We start from the raw sequence: 13,427 nt of genomic DNA on the forward strand, positions 1-13,427 counted from the left end.
GTTTCCTACTTTGCCATTCCAAAATACCGAAATTTGAATAGTAAGAAAGCTGATATCGATCAATTTTAATTGTTCCTACCCTTTCATCAACGGCATCATCAACAGTTCAGAAGCTTTGAATTTGTCTGCACCTGGATATTCAGCCACACCAATAATCAGATCATCCTGATTAACGTTCAAATTTAAGGTGCCATGAAGCCTGTCCCAAAAAGAAAAAATAACCGAGAAATTAGAGTTGGTTTCGCATTTGTTAACCGAGTGATGAATACCATGCATCCTTGGTGTCACCATCACCTTGTTTAGCGTTTGTTCCAATTGCAGAGGCAAACGGGTATTGCTGTGATGGAATTCGGTTGCTGCTTCAAAAGCAATTTCATAAATAATAACCGTAAGTGGTGTAGCACCTGAAAGGTAGGTGAAAGCACCCCGGTAGAATATCGAACCGATCAACTCGCCGAAATGAAAACGGAAAGCAGTAGTTAGATCAAGATCCTTATCAATATGGTGCACCAAATGAAAACGCCATAACAGAGGTATTTTATGGTTAAGTATATGCCATAGATAGTTGGTATAATCCAAAAAAAAGAAGGCGAGTATTTGTCTGAGCAAATGCGATGGAAGAAAATAACCAAGCCTGGTACATATGTGCTGGTTCCGGCTCGCCAGTTTAACCATTAAGGGTAGGAAAATAAAACGCAGGAGAGCAAATGAGGGAACTGCCACCTGTGCGTTAACCTTCACACGCTTCCATCTGTTCTGTACCCGTCGGCGCAACTGAAATTTACTCTCAAGAACAAATAAAACAGCAAACAAGCCAGCCAGTACCGGGCTTCCGATGTAATCGAAATTCCTCCTGATAACACCCATTATTCCCTAATTTTTTTTCCTTCTCCTTTCTTGGGATGAAGTGTAGCGTCTTTGTTCAGTTTATACTTTTCCTGGTACCAGGGTGATGAATTGCGTACCGGCTTACCGATCATCATTCTAAAGTATTTCCAACCTAACTTGACCTCTTTCCAGAAATGAGAAGGCGGGTTATACCCATAAGCCCTGTATTTACCAGGTTGCACCTTCCCTTTTAATTGCACGAAGGCAGCAAACTCCTTTACCCAGCTATCAAACTGTTGCATCACCTGGTCATTATAAACCATGTTCTCGGCCTGGGTTTCACTGTACTTCTTTCCTTTACCAAATAGGGCATACTGCCATAGATGATCAGGGACTTCAATTCCTCCATAGCGGCATTGCCAAACCAGCGGAGCGTAAGCCTCCCTCTCATTTTCAAAAGGCTCTGCTTCGGGATTAAAATAGTGCTTATGCTGTAAGATTTCAGGACGACCGTCTTCTGCAATTTCATCTCCTCCCAGGTCTCCATAACAGAAAAAAGCCGCCGAGCGTCCCTCCAGGTGATTTACACTCATTTCTTGCCATTCAATTGAATGTTCTAAGAGCATAGCCTTTTCTGCGTCCTTATGATCGATGGTTTGCTCGTCCGGATTTCCTCCATTCATACATACCAGTCGATCGAACATTAGCTTAAGATTACTCGTAGGAGCGTACCAGTTTATAGGGCCAATAATTGCCCAGGCATCAGCCATATCAAGCCGTGAATAAAGGTCGAGGTTCCACATCAGGTCGGGTTCCTTTTTATCGTCCTTCCGGTAGCAGTTACAGGGCCAAACGCATAAAGCCATCGAAGTAGAAACACAGGCATTACAGCTTTGAATGCGCTCGCGGTTGTAAACATTCCCCAGATCCTCATAGTCGATCTCCCATTCCTGAGGCAGCATTTCAGCCATACGCATCATTAACATTCGAGATTTGCTATCCACCCCAGGGCAGTTGTATTGCCTCCGCTGGGAGCCACTAATGATCAGTACACGAAAAGGTCTTTCTTCTTTTGGAAGAGCAGCATTTTTATCATCCGGCTTCATAGGTTTTCATATACTTACTGGTTACCAGAATATGCAATTGTGGTCATTAGCGCATTTTCACTTTGCCGGCTGTCCAGTCGACTGTGTTGGATCACGACAGGAACATCTGATGAAAAAACACTTGAATATTCTGTAGCTCTGGGCACAGGTTCAGGGTCTGTAAGATCATTAAAACGGATATGTTTTGTTCTTCTGGCAGGTACAGTGACCTGGTAAGGCCCAACGGGTTCCCGGTCAGAAAAATATAACGTGATAGAAATACTGGCGTCCTGATCGCTAGCATTTAATATACATGCCGTTTCATGGCTTGTCATCTCCGGCGCAGGTCCGTTACTACCATCAGGGATATAACCTTCTGCAATAGCCCAGTATCGCTTTCCAATAGTATTACTCATGTCAAAAATATTTATTCTGCTTATGGTCTCCCGGATCTTGAGTTTCCATCTACGTCAGATAATTTCAATTCTAACTTAGAGGGTCATGAATTGTTTTTTAAAAAGACCGGGCGGCTTCCACTATCCCTTTAATTATCGAACTAAAGTTTATAATCTTAAACCTTATCCTGCCTGATCAACCGTCGGTAGGTCCTCACCAGCGTTTGCTGAGAGAACCCTATTTGATACATCAGGAATATCAAAAAGAAAATGCCCTGGGTTTTGTAGATACCATTTTCAAGATACTTCCGGGCAGAGGTTAAGACAGGCTTTTTTATAATAGTGAAAGCTGAAAGTTTGCGGATACGTTTGATAATTTCCTGATCTTCCATTACTATATGATCCTCCCGAAACCCACCGCTCTTTTCAAATAACCCTCTCGACACAAAGAGGCTCTGGTCGCCGAACCGGAAGTAATTGAAATCGAAGCGTGTAAACCAGCAATTGAGCCTCAGGAACCAGTGTGAGTGATCGAATTGGAGCATAAAACACCCTGATGTATGTCCCTTGCAAAAAGCATGAAGAATATCTTTTGAGAAACCGGCTGGGGCGCGGGTATCGGCATGAAGAAAATACAGGATCTTACCCTTCGCGAAACTCGCCCCAAAGTTCATTTGGGCAGACCGCCCCTTTTTAGGACTTATAACTACCGTAGCACCAGCTTGTTCCGCCAATTCAACTGTACGGTCAGTGCTTCCGCCATCGCTTACAATCACCTCCACAGCAGTTACCTTCCTGGCGTCACTAAGCAGGGAACTTATGTTCTCTCCCAGGCATTCCTCTTCATTATAAGCAGGAATGATAATACTGATCATATTATAAAGCCCGATTGATACATCTGCCAGTCCTGCTCCTCATCAATATCCCTCAGTTCAGGTAACAAGCTATAGGAAAGCCCTTGCTGCCTGATGATCTTAATAGTGGTTTCAAAGACAGAATTCGTGCTCCATTCTACCTGCTCAAAAAGCTCCTCATGCAGTGCACCCATCCCCAGCAAATAGTATCCTCCATCCACGGCTGGTCCAACGACTACATCGCTACCTTTAAGTGCATCAAACGCCTGTTCTATTATATCAGGAGTGATTTCAGGACAATCACTACCGATAATTACAACGCGCTCGTATCCCGAGTCAAACATATGCCGGAAAGCATTCTTCATCTTGACTCCTAGGTCGGGCCCCGACTGCAGGCGCTTCTCGAACAAATGTGTGTCTTTTTCCTCAATCAATGTTGAATAAAAAACAAAAGTATTAGCACTTACTCTACTGACTGTCTTGTAGGTATGATCAATCAGGAACTTATAAATGCGAAGGGCTTCATCATTACCCAATGTTGCAGCTAACCGGGTTTTAACCTTCCCCATCTGCAGGTTCTTCACAAAAACAATTACTGCCTTATCCATCATACAGTTGCTCCTCCGCAACTCGATCCTGCACCTGCAGTACAACCATAACAATGCTGACCGATCACAATCTCCCTATTGTTCAAAACTTCCGTATTAAACTCACTAATATGCTGGGCTGCTGATCTTATCCTCAGATCAAGCATTTGGTTGAAGTCGCAATCGTACAAAAAACCGTCCCAGCTAACCGAGATGGTATTACGGCACATCACATTATAAACAGCGGAAGGATTAAAAGCAGCGCGCAACCTCTCCATGTACTTCTCGTAATTGCCACTGCTAATAAGGTAATCCAGATACCGGCTGACAGGAATATTAGTGATCACAAAAAGATTATTAAATTCAATAGCAAATTGTTCCCTTAGAGCTTGCTTGTATTCATTCTCCAGTGCATTCTGAGAAGGAGGAAGAAATGCTCCAGCTGGATTATATACAAGGTTAAGGATTAGACTACTACCCTCCATTCCATAACCAACAGCATTAAGCATTTTCAAAGCCCTTATACTATCCTCAAATACCCCATTTCCCCTCTGCCTATCGGTGCGCTCCTGGGTGTAAAAAGGCAGGGAAGAAACAATTTCAACACCATGTTCTTTGAAGAATTCAGGGAGATCATTGTATTTCTTATTAGCCACAATGATAGTGAGGTTGCATCGTACGATAATATGCTTTCCTAGCTTGTTCAATTCCTTAACGAACCATCTGAAAGAAGGATTCATTTCAGGTGCTCCGCCAGTAATATCCACAATTCCAATGGATGGATTTAACTTGATTGCATCAAGACACTGCAGCATAGTGTCTTCAGTCATGATCTCTTTCCTGTCGGGACCAGCATCAACATGACAGTGTTTGCAAACCTGGTTGCACATCTTACCTATATTCACCTGGAAAATCTCCAGCTCTTTGGGGTTCAAGGGCAGCATATTCATCTCCTCCAGTTTCTGTTGGAAAGGAGTGCAAATACCAGATTCCTCAAGAAATTCGAGCTGAGCATATGGTTCAGCCAAAGTATTACCCTGTGCTTTAAGGGATTTCATATCATTACATGGCAATTTCTTTCACTTTATTCATCATTTGCACGCTATGTACCAATGATGAACCTCCCCTGATCGCAGTTGCAACATGGACGGCCTCCATCATCTGCGCCTCGCTCCAGCCTTTTTCGTAAGCGTCGCTGCTATAAGCATCAATACAATAAGGGCATTGCACAGTATGGGCAACAGCTAAAGCGATCAGGGACTTTTCTCGCGCGCTTAAAGCAGAGTCTTTAAAAACCTCTCCATAATAACTAAAGAACTTGTCCGCCAGCTCTTTTTGAAACTCGCCCACATTAGGGAATTTTTTCAGATCTTCCGAATTGTAATAATTGTTTTCCATTACTTCTCAACAATTAACAGATGCCAGTGTTTCCAGGCGAGAATTTGATTATTCCAGATTTTCTTTCTGCTGACCCAAATGCGGCAAAATGTCATTTTCCTGAGCGCCATCCAGATCTCCGTAATCTGCATCAAAATCATCATCCTCTGGCAGCAGCTCCTTATTGTTATCCGGGCTTTCTACCTCCTCAGATTCCGGAACATTTGGTTCTCCAGGGATAGGTTCTGGATCAATCGGTTCCCCTTTAGTTATAAATGATTTTTCTTCAGGTGTATACATAGACTTTTCTAATTATGCCCCCAAGAGTTTTAGGCGAGCGGATTTAAGTTGTTATAATACTTTTCGATTTCGCTGCCAATTACGTTAACAGCCTCCTGAGAAAGATTGCCCTCAACTAATTGCCATGTATTATCTCCATTATTTAAAATGGAGGCCAGCATCTCTCCTTCAGAGCTCACGGTGAAGCTCTCATCAGGATGCTCAATACTTAAACGAACAGCTTCACCATTTCCTTCAATATCAGTAGTAACTTCAAAACGATCCATAGAATGGAAACTACCCCTGTCAAATTTTGTTTAGCCTTTCTGAATATCACTTTTTCGATTCATCCCGCTTTTAACGGAGATTAGAGGATAATCTTGACAAGAACAAAACCTATTGCCAATAGTTAACTGTTAACAACTATAATAACACATACCTCAAGTTAGGTCTATGAAAACAAATAATCAAACTGTAATAGTAACGGGAGCCAGTTCTGGCATTGGTCAGGGAATTGCCATAGCATTCGGCAAGCAAGGCGCTAACGTTGTGGTAAATTACCATAGTGATGAAGAAGGTGCAACAAGTACTTTAGAGAAGATCATTGAAGGTGGTGGCAAAGGCTTTATTCACAAGGCAGATGTTGGAAAAGAGGATGAGGTGATTAGCATGTTCGAGAAAGCTACCAGTGAATACGGCACTCTTGATGTTTTGATAAATAATGCCGGAATACAAAAAGACAGTGACTTTTCAAGTATGACACTTGATCAATGGAATAAGGTGATCAATACGAACCTCACCGGACAGTTCCTTTGCGCACGGGAAGCAATACAGCTTTTCGAAGCAAAAAAACAAGCAAGTCCTGATGATAAAGCCATCGGAAATATCATTTTTATCAGTTCTGTGCACGATATTATTCCCTGGGCCGGGCACGTTAACTATGCCTCCTCTAAAGGCGGTATCTTAATGCTCATGAAATCATTGGCCTTGGAGGTTGCACCAAAAAAGATCAGGATAAATGGCATCTCTCCTGGAGCAATTGCAACAGACATAAACGACGAAGTGTGGAAGGATGAAGAGAAAATGAAAGAGCTGATGAAACTGATCCCTTATAAACGCATTGGTTTGCCCGAAGACATTGCTAAGGTTGCAGTATGGTTAGCATCTCCGGAAAGCGATTATATTACCGGCACCACCATTTATGTAGACGGCGGAATGACCTTGTATCCGGGTTTTGTAGACAATGGTTAGTGGGAATAGGCCTTTAAAAAGCAAAAATATTAGAGATAGGTTATGAATAAAAGATGGATTATTATTTATTCTCTTCTAATCCTATTAGGCCATCAATCATGTAATAACAGCAATCGGGCTGAGGCCAGTAAAGAAGCCCCGAGCGAAAGAGCAGATAGTGTTGAACAAGATCAGGTGGAAGTTAAGGATGGCACCCCTGATTAGTCGTTAGTATCGCTCTTTATATTTAAGAAAGTATCAGAAAGTTTTTCCCCTCCCTTGATACCGAAATCTAAAGTCCGTATCGGGAAAGGAATTGTGATGTTATTAGCGTCAAAAGCAGTTTTGATGAACATCACGGCCTGGCTCCTGGCTTCAAGATAAACTGGTTGCTGGGTTGAATTCAGCCAGATCCGTAAGCTAAAATTTATTGAACTATCTGAGAACTCTTCATAAAAAAGCTCAACCGGATCTTTTTCAGAGCGATGGGAAACACTTTGAACGGCAGCTAAAGCAACTTTTTTTACCTTTTCTAAGTCATCTCCATAAGACACACCAACAAGCAGATCAAGTCTCCTCTTCTTAAACTTCGTGAAGTTCTCAATAGGGTTTTGAAAAATTTCCTTATTGGGAATGTAGACGGTCTGCCCCTGAAAAGTCCTTATTATACTATCTCTTAAACGTATTGACTCTACTGTTCCCATATAGTCTTTTACCTTCACCAAATCCCCTATTTCAATGGGCCGGGTAAAAGACATCACAATACCGGCTACAAAGTTGGCAGCAATGTCCTGGAAAGCAAATGCAAGAGCAAGGCCAACAATTCCAGCCCCAGCCAGAAGTGATGTAACGGCCTTATCAAGATTAAGGATGCTTAGGACAATAAATATAGTAATACCAATTCCAAGGACGTGTACAAAATTGGCAAAAAGAGAGTTAAGTACCTGGTGATGGATTATTCGTTTAGATACTACAGTAGTAATATTTCTTGCAATGCGCGCAAGGTAAATTCCCAATACCAATACCAAAGCTGCAATAGCCAAATTCGGCAGGAGACGAACAAACTCCCGAAGCCAGAGGAGGAGTTTCGCATTTATTAGTTCATAGGCCTTGTCAATATCCATTCCTCCATCAACAAGCAAACCCTTCAGCAGTTTATCTTATTTTACGAAAGAAGATCCCCTCATATCCTATTTCGCCACGCCTCCCTGCATCACTTCCTTGATCGTTTGCCTGATAATAGCAGCACTATCCGGATCTCCTTTCAATAAGGCTTTGTTGAACATTGCCAGCTGACTCATATCTACGTGAGCGGGAACGATCGGTACATTAGGATCAACAATAACATCCAGGACGGCTGGACGATCAGCAGCCAGTAGCTCATCCAAAGCAGGACCAATCTCATCTGGATTGGATACGCGTAGTCCTTTCAACCCAAGTAACTTCGCAAATTCCCCATAAGGCACATCAGGTATATCCTGTGAAGCTTCAAACTTAGGCTCGCCTGCCAGCATCCGCTGCTCCCAGGTAACCATGTTCAAGTCCCGGTTGTTCAATACAATGATCAACATTCGGGGATCCGCCCACTCCTTCCAATATTTTGATATGGTGATCAACTCGTTCATTCCAAGCATCTGCATGGCTCCATCTCCCACTATAGCAATGGGAATACGTGATGGATAAGCAAATTTTGCCGCAAGAGCATAGGGAACAGCAGGGCACATCGTTGCAAGCGTTCCAGAAAGTGAGGCAAGCATTCCTTCCCTTATTTTAAGGTTCCGGGCATACCAAAAGGCAGAGGTACCTGAATCAGCTGTAATGATACATTGATCAGGAAGTCGGGGTGACAATTCCTGCAACACCCTTTGAGGATTGATAGGGTCGGCAGTTTGCATGGCGCGGTCATCTACCGTCTTCCACCATTCCTTTATGTGCTGTTCAAGGCTTTCCCTCCATGCCCGGTCCTCTTTTTGCTTCAACAGAGGGATCAAGGCCTGTAAAGTGCTTTTGCTGTCACCTAAAAGATTAACTTCCATAGGGTACCGCAAACTTAACATCCTCCCGTCTATATCTATCTGCACCCCGCGCGCTTTACCAGGCTCGGGTAAGTATTCAGAATAAGGAAAGCTACTTCCGATCATCAGCAGGGTATCGCAGCCTTCCATCATTTCCCAGCTTGGTTTCGTTCCTAAAAGTCCGATAGCTCCCGTTACATAAGGAAGATCATCAGGCAATACCGCTTTGCCCAGCAGTGCTTTAGCTACACCAGCCCCAAGTATCTCTGCAATTTGTTTTACTTCATCTACAGCACTAAAAGCTCCTGCTCCTACAAGGATAGCCACTTTCTGCCCCTCATTTAATATGGCAGCAGCCTGTTTCAATTCCTTCTCAGATGGAATAAGGTGAGCTTTTGAATGCCCGACACCGGTAAATACATTTCCGTGTTTTCTTGGTGGCTCTTCAACAGCCTTTTCCTCCTGAACATCATTAGGAATAATTACGGCAGTAACCGTTCGTTCAGCCTTAGCTATCCGAAAAGCCCTGTCGATCACTTGCCTTGCCTGTGCCGGATCGGTGATCATCTGCACATATTCCGAGGCAACATCTTTAAATAGGGTAAGCAGGTCAACCTCCTGCTGGTAATTACTGCCCATCGAGGTACGCTTTTGCTGCCCGATAATAGCAACGACCGATTGATGATCTAATTTTGCATCGTAAAGACCGTTAAGTAAATGGATTGCCCCCGGACCAGAAGTGGCCAGGCATACCCCAACCTCATCGGTGAATTTAGAATGAGCGCAGGCCATAAATGCAGCCATCTCCTCATGCCTTGTCTGGATAAACCTGATCTTATCTTCTGCCCTATTTAAAGCGCCAAGGATCCCGTTAATTCCGTCTCCAGGATAACCGAAGATGCGCTTCACACCCCATTCCTCGAGGCGTTGCATCATAAAATCGCTGACATTCATAATTCGTTCTGGTTGATAATCTATTGGACTTTCAAGGGTGAAATCCTTGAAAAGTTTCAATTAAATGGAAAAAGGGTATTTTATTAATCTGCCGGAGGAGGAATAGTTTGAGTCGTATCTCCCTGTTCCTCGCCGCCCTCATTATTTAAGGGCGAGTCGTCGATCAATGATTCGTCCGCTTTTGGAATAGAACTATTTTCATCGCTTAGGGCATCCCCTCCAATAAGGGAATCTTTGTCATCCGGGTCTGTAAGTTTCATAATTTCTTTTTTAAAATTGACACCGGAGGCAACAATTTGTTTTTCACTACTTATTAATAACCAGGCACTAAATATTCTTTTTCATAAACCAAGCCAGCAAACTTCAGTTAATAGATCGAACACTAATACGTTCAACTACCTATGAATGAAGATAAAAAAATGACCCGTCGCCAGGTTATTGGCGGCCTTGGCGCCGGTTTAGCAGCAGCAGCTGTTACCCCGGCCTTTGGATCATCAGGAACAACTTTTTTTAGCCCCACAGCGGCCCCAGATCTAAGTGATCCAACAACCAAATATCCAAAACCTCCGTTCAATCCCGAGTTTCAACCCTGGCCCGGCCTCTCTGGCAAGATGAACCCGCGTCCGGATCATGGAGAGAAAAGCTACAAAGGTTCCGGAAGGCTTGCCGGCAGGAAAGCGCTGATCACTGGTGGTGACTCTGGAATTGGCCGGGCAGCTGCTATAGCCTATGCTCGCGAAGGAGCTGATGTGGCTATAAATTACCTTCCAGCCGAAGAGCCGGATGCGAAGGAAGTGATTGCCCTGATTAAGGCGGAGGGCAGAAAAGCTGTAGCAATCCCAGGAGACCTGCGCGATGAAACTTTCTGCAAAAAACTGGTAACAGACGCTGTTAATGGATTGGGTGGGCTGGACATTGTAGTAAGTAACGCAGCCAGGCAACAAACTCACGAGTCCATCATGGACATCTCAACCGAGCAATTCGACTGGACGATGAAAACCAATATTTATGCGCCCTTTTGGATCATCAAAGCAGCAATACCGCATTTGAAGCCTGGTTCCTCTATCATCGCTACTACCTCTGTTGTAGCCGAAAACCCTCCGGGAGAACTGTATGATTATGCAATAACGAAAGCAGCTACAACAAATTTCGTCCGTTCATTAGCAAAACAATTGGGTAAAAAAGGCATCCGCGTAAATGGTGTTGCACCAGGCCCTATCTGGACCCCCTTGCAGGTAAGCGGTGGAGCCACAGCAGAAAAACTGAAAACTTTCGGAGGAGATACTCCTTTGGGAAGACCAGGTCAGCCCGCCGAATTAGGTTCCATTTATGTTCAGCTCGCAGCAAACGATGCCAGCTATTCGACCGGACAGATCTATGGTGCTGCAGGAGGCGGAGGGCAACCATAATTGCGAACTACGGGCAATCTAGCCGGTTCACACTAATAAAAAATCTATGAAAGCAGCAGTTTTAGAAAATTACGGAGACGCGGAACAATTCGAACTAAAAGAGATTGCCGTTCCGCAAATAAAAGAAGGTGAGATCCTGGTAAGGAACAGGGCCTCATCCATTAATCCTGTAGACACCTTGGTGCGGCAGGGGAAATTAAAAATGCTTTCCGGTTTTACTTCCGGGCAAGTTATCGGAAGTGATTTTAGCGGAACAGTGATTGCATCCAAAAGCACTCGCTTTAAACCAGGCGATGAAGTGTTCGGCCAGCTCGACGCAACAAAAGGCGGCGCCTATTCGGAACTTTTGGTTGCTGATGAAGATTGCGCCGCTCTTAAACCTTCAAATATCAGTTTCACTGAAGCTGCTTCTTTACCATTGGTTGCTCTTACTGCATTCCAGGGAATAGTTTATGATGGTAAAATAAGACAAGGAGCTAAAGTCCTTATTTTGGGATGCACCGGAGGAGTTGGAACGGCAGCTGTGCAAATCGCAAAAAGCTTCGATGCCCAGGTTACAGGAACATGTAGCGAGGCCCATGTTGAATTTGCTAAAAGTTTAGGATGTGATAAAGTGATCAACTATGAAAAGGAACGTGTTTCCTCAAACGAAGTATTTGATCTTATATTCGATTGCAGTGGCAATTATACCATAGCCGACTATGAAACAAATCTTTCACCTGACGCCCTGTTTGTATCCACACGAGGCGGAGCCAAGGATACTACCGGAGCTGCAAAAGCAGCCATAAGTGTACTTTTGGAGCGGCGCATGAAGATAGTGAAAGAAAGACCGAATACAGCTGACCTTATGATCATTAAGGATCTGGTTGAATTAGGGCAACTTAAACCTTATGTGGCACACACCTTCCCTCTTGAAGAGATCAGAGAGGCTCACCGCTTCATGGAAAACGAGAGCCTGACAGGAAAGGTTGCCATAGAAATAAGGAATGACGGCAGTCCTGCTATAGACAACTATCTGCAGAACCAGCAACAAAACCGCCAGGACAAAAACTACGTTCGCGAAATCCTGGCTACTGGTTTCATTGCCGGAATGCGTAGCCTTTCCGCTCCGGTAGTTGCCCGGAAGCTCTTCTTGAACATAGCAGGCAATCAGCTTCATTCCAGCCGCCTGCGATTCTTACAAAGTCCGGCTGTTTCTATGGGGCTTAAAGCTCTGGCTGCCACAGAGTTTTTAGGAGACAAAATGCCAGCCGCACCAGCTCGAATTCAACCCCTGTCTCTTGGAATGAGAGCAATGTCGGGAGCAATTTCGTCTGCTGCTGTTGCAAAAAAAACGAAACATAATACTTATGTGGGAGCAGTTTTAGGAGGAGCCGCAGCAGTTCTGGCTACTTACGGTATGTACTATTTGCGAACCCGCATAGCAAAAAGAACTAAACTCCCTGATTTTATACTGGGACTAGCAGAGGATGCTTTAGTGGTTGCAGCCGGAGCAGGTCTTTCGAAAACTACGAGAAATAAGTAAAAACCAAAATATCATGAATCAACCAACCAAAGAAGAATCCGGTATTACGATTCCGGCCGTTGCGCCCTCCAAACCCGGAAAATCAAATGATCCCGATTCAGAACAGGTAGAAAGAGAGGAAGATGATACAGCTCTCGTTCCTGACGAAGACGAAGCGGAGTAATGTAAGCAGCCCGTAGATTTTGGTTAAATACCTGGTAGTGTTGTTTGTTACTATAAATAAGAATAAACAACAACTACCAGGTATTTGTACTTATAGACAATATAAACATTTAATATTTAGGCTATGAAAAACGCTGTCACTATCTACCTTTCCTTATCGCTTCTGGTATTCGCTTCATGCTCGAATAACAAAGGCAGTGCAACCAACTCGAATGCCGATTCGGTTGTGCAAGTAGAAACAGGAACCGATACCCTCGACGCCAGGAAGGCACGTGCCGAATTAAGCGGTACCAAAGCAGACACGGTAGTTAAAGGTTCTGCAGACTTCACAACATCAGGTGATAAAGTCGAGTTGACGCTCAACATTGAATGCCCTAAGAAAGCGAACCAGAGTGTAGCTGTACACTTCCATGAACACGGAGATTGTGGAAACAATGGCGAAGGAGCCCATGGACATTGGAATCCTACGAAAGAAAAACACGGTAAGTGGGGTGAAGGAGCATATCATTCCGGAGACATTGGTAACATAAAACTGGATGCTCAGGGAAAAGCCCAATTTACAGTAAGCTCTGACCGTTGGACTATCGGAGGCGACGAAAAGACCAATATCCTAAAAAGGGCAATTATAGTTCATTCGGGAGTGGATGATTATACCACGCAACCAACAGGCAACTCGGGAAGCCGAATCGGCTGTGGGGTGATTGAGGAGATGAAATAAAAGCAACAG

Annotated in this window: 18 protein-coding genes; 6 read left to right on the plus strand and 12 right to left on the minus strand. The window is 43.9% G+C overall.

Annotated features, from left to right (window positions below; genetic code table 11):
* Positions 1-75 precede the first annotated feature (75 nt).
* The 9 genes from J4N25_RS03110 to J4N25_RS03150 form a co-directional block, all read right to left on the minus strand.
* A complete protein-coding gene (locus J4N25_RS03110) occupies positions 76-867 on the minus strand; it encodes a sterol desaturase family protein (protein WP_207420676.1) in 792 nt (263 codons plus the stop codon).
* Positions 867-1,934 carry an NAD(P)H-dependent oxidoreductase gene (locus J4N25_RS03115; protein WP_207420677.1) on the minus strand — a complete coding sequence of 356 codons (1,068 nt, stop codon included), beginning with the start codon at positions 1,932-1,934 and terminating at the stop codon, positions 867-869. The genes J4N25_RS03110 and J4N25_RS03115 overlap by 1 nt, the downstream gene beginning before the upstream one ends.
* A 14-nt stretch (positions 1,935-1,948) precedes the next feature.
* A complete protein-coding gene (locus J4N25_RS03120) occupies positions 1,949-2,329 on the minus strand; it encodes a sensory rhodopsin transducer (RefSeq protein ID WP_207420678.1) in 381 nt (126 codons plus the stop codon).
* A gap of 155 nt (positions 2,330-2,484) precedes the next feature.
* Positions 2,485-3,183, minus strand: a complete 699-nt coding sequence (locus J4N25_RS03125) for a TIGR04283 family arsenosugar biosynthesis glycosyltransferase (protein WP_207420679.1) — start codon at positions 3,181-3,183, stop codon at positions 2,485-2,487.
* Entirely contained in the window at positions 3,180-3,773 is a 594-nt protein-coding gene (locus tag J4N25_RS03130) for a TIGR04282 family arsenosugar biosynthesis glycosyltransferase (RefSeq protein ID WP_207420680.1), read from the minus strand. Before J4N25_RS03130 ends, J4N25_RS03125 begins: the two co-directional genes overlap by 4 nt.
* On the minus strand, positions 3,770-4,807 hold the full coding sequence (gene arsS, locus J4N25_RS03135; RefSeq protein ID WP_207420681.1) for an arsenosugar biosynthesis radical SAM (seleno)protein ArsS: 1,038 nt from the start codon (positions 4,805-4,807) through the stop codon (positions 3,770-3,772). The genes J4N25_RS03130 and arsS overlap by 4 nt, the downstream gene beginning before the upstream one ends.
* 4 nt (positions 4,808-4,811) lie before the next feature.
* Positions 4,812-5,147 (minus strand): arsenosugar biosynthesis-associated peroxidase-like protein, encoded by a 336-nt coding sequence (locus J4N25_RS03140; RefSeq protein WP_207420682.1) that lies wholly within the window; start codon positions 5,145-5,147, stop codon positions 4,812-4,814.
* Between the two features lie 48 nt (positions 5,148-5,195).
* Positions 5,196-5,426: a hypothetical protein gene (locus J4N25_RS03145; protein ID WP_207420683.1), complete on the minus strand. Its 231-nt coding sequence runs from the start codon at positions 5,424-5,426 to the stop codon at positions 5,196-5,198.
* Between the two features lie 29 nt (positions 5,427-5,455).
* Positions 5,456-5,692, minus strand: coding sequence for a hypothetical protein (locus tag J4N25_RS03150; RefSeq protein WP_207420684.1), 237 nt, complete (start codon positions 5,690-5,692; stop codon positions 5,456-5,458).
* A 166-nt stretch (positions 5,693-5,858) separates the two neighbouring features.
* Between J4N25_RS03150 and J4N25_RS03155 the strand changes: the two genes are divergently transcribed.
* Together J4N25_RS03155 and J4N25_RS03160 are read left to right on the plus strand one after the other, a co-directional pair.
* On the plus strand, positions 5,859-6,656 hold the full coding sequence (locus tag J4N25_RS03155; protein ID WP_207420686.1) for a glucose 1-dehydrogenase: 798 nt from the start codon (positions 5,859-5,861) through the stop codon (positions 6,654-6,656).
* Positions 6,657-6,698: 42 nt separating this feature from the next.
* The gene (locus J4N25_RS03160; RefSeq protein ID WP_207420688.1) at positions 6,699-6,860 is read left to right on the plus strand and encodes a hypothetical protein; all 162 of its coding nucleotides are present in this window, start codon (positions 6,699-6,701) and stop codon (positions 6,858-6,860) included.
* On the opposite strand, the gene J4N25_RS03165 is transcribed toward J4N25_RS03160, so the two are convergent.
* The 3 genes from J4N25_RS03165 to J4N25_RS03175 form a co-directional block, all read right to left on the minus strand.
* Entirely contained in the window at positions 6,857-7,759 is a 903-nt protein-coding gene (locus J4N25_RS03165) for a mechanosensitive ion channel family protein (protein ID WP_207420690.1), read from the minus strand. The genes J4N25_RS03160 and J4N25_RS03165 overlap by 4 nt on opposite strands.
* A 66-nt stretch (positions 7,760-7,825) precedes the next feature.
* Positions 7,826-9,664, minus strand: coding sequence for a thiamine pyrophosphate-requiring protein (locus tag J4N25_RS03170; protein ID WP_242695763.1), 1,839 nt, complete (start codon positions 9,662-9,664; stop codon positions 7,826-7,828).
* Between the two features lie 23 nt (positions 9,665-9,687).
* A complete protein-coding gene (locus J4N25_RS03175) occupies positions 9,688-9,864 on the minus strand; it encodes a hypothetical protein (protein WP_207420692.1) in 177 nt (58 codons plus the stop codon).
* Positions 9,865-10,005: 141 nt separating this feature from the next.
* On the opposite strand from J4N25_RS03175, the gene J4N25_RS03180 reads away from it, so the two are divergent.
* The 4 genes from J4N25_RS03180 (at position 10,006) to J4N25_RS03195 (ending at position 13,418) form a co-directional block, all read left to right on the plus strand.
* Entirely contained in the window at positions 10,006-11,013 is a 1,008-nt protein-coding gene (locus tag J4N25_RS03180) for an SDR family oxidoreductase (protein ID WP_207420694.1), read from the plus strand.
* A 46-nt stretch (positions 11,014-11,059) separates the two neighbouring features.
* A complete protein-coding gene (locus J4N25_RS03185; RefSeq protein ID WP_207420696.1) occupies positions 11,060-12,538 on the plus strand; it encodes a zinc-binding dehydrogenase in 1,479 nt (492 codons plus the stop codon).
* Positions 12,539-12,551: 13 nt separating this feature from the next.
* The gene (locus J4N25_RS03190) at positions 12,552-12,701 is read left to right on the plus strand and encodes a hypothetical protein (protein WP_207420698.1); all 150 of its coding nucleotides are present in this window, start codon (positions 12,552-12,554) and stop codon (positions 12,699-12,701) included.
* A gap of 123 nt (positions 12,702-12,824) precedes the next feature.
* On the plus strand, positions 12,825-13,418 hold the full coding sequence (locus tag J4N25_RS03195; RefSeq protein WP_207420700.1) for a superoxide dismutase family protein: 594 nt from the start codon (positions 12,825-12,827) through the stop codon (positions 13,416-13,418).
* Positions 13,419-13,427 lie beyond the last annotated feature (9 nt).

This window comes from Desertivirga brevis (genome assembly GCF_017355835.1).

Excerpts from the sequence above, each read along its gene's own strand:
- J4N25_RS03195 (WP_207420700.1), top strand. The coding sequence starts at position 12,825 with ATGAAAAACGCTGTCACTATCTACCTTTCCTTATCGCTTCTGGTATTC.
- J4N25_RS03180 (WP_207420694.1), top strand. The coding sequence starts at position 10,006 with ATGAATGAAGATAAAAAAATGACCCGTCGCCAGGTTATTGGCGGCCTT.
- J4N25_RS03140 (WP_207420682.1), bottom strand. The coding sequence starts at position 5,147 with ATGGAAAACAATTATTACAATTCGGAAGATCTGAAAAAATTCCCTAAT.
- J4N25_RS03175 (WP_207420692.1), bottom strand. The coding sequence starts at position 9,864 with ATGAAACTTACAGACCCGGATGACAAAGATTCCCTTATTGGAGGGGAT.
- J4N25_RS03145 (WP_207420683.1), bottom strand. The coding sequence starts at position 5,426 with ATGTATACACCTGAAGAAAAATCATTTATAACTAAAGGGGAACCGATT.
- J4N25_RS03160 (WP_207420688.1), top strand. The coding sequence starts at position 6,699 with ATGAATAAAAGATGGATTATTATTTATTCTCTTCTAATCCTATTAGGC.
- arsS (WP_207420681.1), bottom strand. The coding sequence starts at position 4,807 with ATGAAATCCCTTAAAGCACAGGGTAATACTTTGGCTGAACCATATGCT.
- J4N25_RS03190 (WP_207420698.1), top strand. The coding sequence starts at position 12,552 with ATGAATCAACCAACCAAAGAAGAATCCGGTATTACGATTCCGGCCGTT.
- J4N25_RS03155 (WP_207420686.1), top strand. The coding sequence starts at position 5,859 with ATGAAAACAAATAATCAAACTGTAATAGTAACGGGAGCCAGTTCTGGC.
- J4N25_RS03125 (WP_207420679.1), bottom strand. The coding sequence starts at position 3,183 with ATGATCAGTATTATCATTCCTGCTTATAATGAAGAGGAATGCCTGGGA.
- J4N25_RS03185 (WP_207420696.1), top strand. The coding sequence starts at position 11,060 with ATGAAAGCAGCAGTTTTAGAAAATTACGGAGACGCGGAACAATTCGAA.
- J4N25_RS03120 (WP_207420678.1), bottom strand. The coding sequence starts at position 2,329 with ATGAGTAATACTATTGGAAAGCGATACTGGGCTATTGCAGAAGGTTAT.
- J4N25_RS03150 (WP_207420684.1), bottom strand. The coding sequence starts at position 5,692 with ATGGATCGTTTTGAAGTTACTACTGATATTGAAGGAAATGGTGAAGCT.
- J4N25_RS03165 (WP_207420690.1), bottom strand. The coding sequence starts at position 7,759 with ATGGATATTGACAAGGCCTATGAACTAATAAATGCGAAACTCCTCCTC.
- J4N25_RS03115 (WP_207420677.1), bottom strand. The coding sequence starts at position 1,934 with ATGAAGCCGGATGATAAAAATGCTGCTCTTCCAAAAGAAGAAAGACCT.
- J4N25_RS03130 (WP_207420680.1), bottom strand. The coding sequence starts at position 3,773 with ATGATGGATAAGGCAGTAATTGTTTTTGTGAAGAACCTGCAGATGGGG.
- J4N25_RS03110 (WP_207420676.1), bottom strand. The coding sequence starts at position 867 with ATGGGTGTTATCAGGAGGAATTTCGATTACATCGGAAGCCCGGTACTG.